This window comes from Arthrobacter livingstonensis (genome assembly GCF_003219815.1).
Classification (GTDB): Bacteria; Actinomycetota; Actinomycetes; order Actinomycetales; family Micrococcaceae; genus Specibacter; species Specibacter livingstonensis.
In genome coordinates this window covers 1-2681 of record NZ_QJVD01000080.1, presented here as the reverse complement: position 1 = coordinate 2681, position 2681 = coordinate 1, and the positions used below count along the sequence as shown (strand labels likewise).

Below are 2681 nucleotides of genomic sequence, written 5' to 3'. Positions count from 1 at the left end.
CCCGACTACGCACTCGGGTTCTTCACCGGCCACCGCTCCTTCGCACCCTAAGACCCACCATGCGACCGGCATCCATGACTGTGCCAGAAGGCATCTGCTGTGATCCAGGTTTTCGTGGGCTCATCTGCGTGTCGTTTGGCAAAACAGATTCCCTCACGGCGGACTACCACACCGGTGGCCAGCGCCGGCATGTCATTCACTTCGATGGCGCAAACACGGACACCCTCTCGTATCTGAGATCCACCATTGAGCTGGCCTGTGTGGGCGTCCGTCTCGTACTCATAGGACCCATGGCCGACATCAAGGCCGCTGCCGCTGTGGCCGCGGAATGCGGCCTGGCCGACGACGAAGTAACACTCGTAAGCGACGGATCCGAGCATCGTACGGTCTTCTGCGCCCATTGCCGCACCGTGACGAAGACCGTTGAGCCGACCGGTTCCGAATTGGAGTGTCAAGGATGCACAACTGTCCTGTCGATCTCCAACCATTTTTCCCGGCGCATCGCCGCATACCTGGGATACGCCGCCCATGCCGAGGAGGCAGCATGACTGTGACAGCACTCCAGGCCAAGGTCCACCCCGCAGTGAAGGACGGACTTGAACTCGAGGTGACCAACGCCAATCCTGAGACGGACTCCATTATCAGCATCACCTTGGCCGATCCGTCGGGAACCGCACTACCTTCCTACGTACCGGGAAGCCACCTTGTGGTCCAATGCGGAGCCGGCGCCAACGCGTACTCACTCACCGGTTCGGGCACTGCCCCGTCCGAATACACCATCTCGGTCCTCCAAGTCGAAGACGGTGCCGGCGGCTCCATGGCCATGCATCGGCTCACCATCGGAGACCGCGTGCATGTTTCGCGTCCCCGCAGTGCCTTTGCCCCTGCCGCCATAGCCAAGCACTTTCTCCTTGTTGCGGCAGGAATCGGAATCACCCCGGTGCTTTCACACGCCCGATCCGCTGCTGAATGGGGCACAGCCGCGGAACTGATCTACGTACACCGGCCCGGGGCCGGGGCCCACGTCGCTGAAGCAAGAGAACTGCTGGGACCGGCACTCACGGAATGCAGCGACCGGGACAGTCTCCAGAAGGTTTTAGCCCAAAAGCTCACGACCCAGCCACTGGGAACACACCTTTACGTCTGCGGGCCGCTTGCCTTCATGGAGACAGTCCTGGACCAGGCCCGGGAACAGGGATGGTCCACAACCCGGCTGCATTCAGAAGCCTTCGGCGCAGCCGAGCTGGACGCGGGCGAACCCTTCAAAGTGAACCTGGCCCGCAGCGGCATCAGCCTGGACGTCCCAGCCGGTGTTTCCTTGCTGGAAACCCTGGAAAACGCGGGAAAAAGCATTCCCAACATGTGCCGCAAGGGCATCTGTGGGGAATGCACCATCCCGGTACTCCGCGGGACACCCCAGCACCGGGATCTTTACCTCAGCGACCAAGAAAAGGCCGAGAACACCACCATGATGTGCTGCGTTTCACGCAGCCTGGATGAAGAATTGGAGTTGGACCTTTGAGTACCACCACAACAGACAAAGACTCGGACACCACCGTCCTCCCGGAACGGATCCGACACTTTCCCTTTCCCTTTTCCGGTGACAGCTACCGCTACAGCGCCAATGTTGAACCCGCCCATAAAACAGTACAAACCGAAGCCGGCTCCTGGGGATCCTTCCTGATAGACAACGACGAACACTACCTTTCAGAACTCCAGGAACGCGAGGAGATCCTCAAAAAGGACCCCTCACGCACACAAGTCCTCCCCCACATGCGATTTGCCGTCTGGGATGCAATCACCACCATGCTGCCCGTCATGGCCGAAGAACACCCCCACACGATGTCATACCAACGAGACGGAAATACCTGCCGCTGGGGCAACACCCTTCAAAACCTGGAACTGGAATTCACCATCGGCGACGACGATTCCCTCCCCATGGGCCCCCTACAGTTCCTAGGCAGTCAAATCCAGGACGATCTCGTCTTCCTAGACCCCCGCGAAGACACCCTGTGGCTCGACGCAGGACTAGTCACCTTCGCAGCCGACTGGTCCTTCGGATTCGACGTAGGCATGAAGTTCATGGAAGTCCACACCCCCGTTCCACGGGTACAAACAGAGCCCGTCATCAACCGGGCCCATCAATTCCTCCTGCGGCTACAACCCGGAGAACAATTCCGGCGAACCAACTGGACCATGACCATAGGCCGACGCCTGGACACCTCCACCGAAACCTACCCGGACTGGGGCCCAGACCGCGGAACCATAGCCCAAGACCCAGACCTGCCCAACAAACTCCACCTACGAGTGGAAATACAACACATGCTCTGCCTCCCACACACCGGAGCCATCCTGTTCCTCATCCGCTCCTACCTGCTACCCCTAACCGACATCGCCCAAGTACCCCTCTGGCGCGAACGCCTAGGCCACGTCCTCGCCGAACTCCCCGAAGACATGGCCGAATACAAAGGCATCAACCGCTACCGCAAAGCCGCATCAACCTGGCTACTCGCCGGCTAATCATCGGCGCAGGCCCCGCACCACCCGCTCCTGCCCAACTCTTCTCACGTACACCTCACTTCCGGGCCCTATGGGCACTCATCCTGAATTATGAATCAAGGAGAATTGCATGTCTGTCAGCACTGAAACCCACTCTGTAGTCGGGGTATCGCACCCCTTGG

General features: G+C 59.8%; 3 protein-coding genes. All 3 read left to right on the top strand.

Going from position 1 to position 2681, the window contains the following annotated elements; all coding sequences use genetic code 11:
- Nucleotides 1–59 precede the first annotated feature (59 nt).
- The 3 genes from CVV68_RS24740 to CVV68_RS22775 are packed head-to-tail and all read left to right on the top strand — an operon-like array spanning nt 60 to nt 2520.
- Nucleotides 60–548, top strand: a complete 489-nt coding sequence (locus CVV68_RS24740) for a dimethylamine monooxygenase subunit DmmA family protein (protein WP_110503260.1) — start codon at nt 60–62, stop codon at nt 546–548.
- Entirely contained in the window at nt 545–1522 is a 978-nt protein-coding gene (locus CVV68_RS24735; RefSeq protein ID WP_110503259.1) for a PDR/VanB family oxidoreductase, read from the top strand. The genes CVV68_RS24740 and CVV68_RS24735 overlap by 4 nt, the downstream gene beginning before the upstream one ends.
- A complete protein-coding gene (locus tag CVV68_RS22775) occupies nt 1519–2520 on the top strand; it encodes a heme-dependent oxidative N-demethylase family protein (RefSeq protein WP_110503258.1) in 1002 nt (333 codons plus the stop codon). The genes CVV68_RS24735 and CVV68_RS22775 overlap by 4 nt, the downstream gene beginning before the upstream one ends.
- Nucleotides 2521–2681 lie beyond the last annotated feature (161 nt).

Bases quoted from the DNA above. Each gene is read 5' to 3' on its own strand.
- CVV68_RS24740 (WP_110503260.1), top strand. From the start codon at position 60: ATGCGACCGGCATCCATGACTGTGCCAGAAGGCATCTGCTGTGATCCA.
- CVV68_RS24735 (WP_110503259.1), top strand. From the start codon at position 545: ATGACTGTGACAGCACTCCAGGCCAAGGTCCACCCCGCAGTGAAGGAC.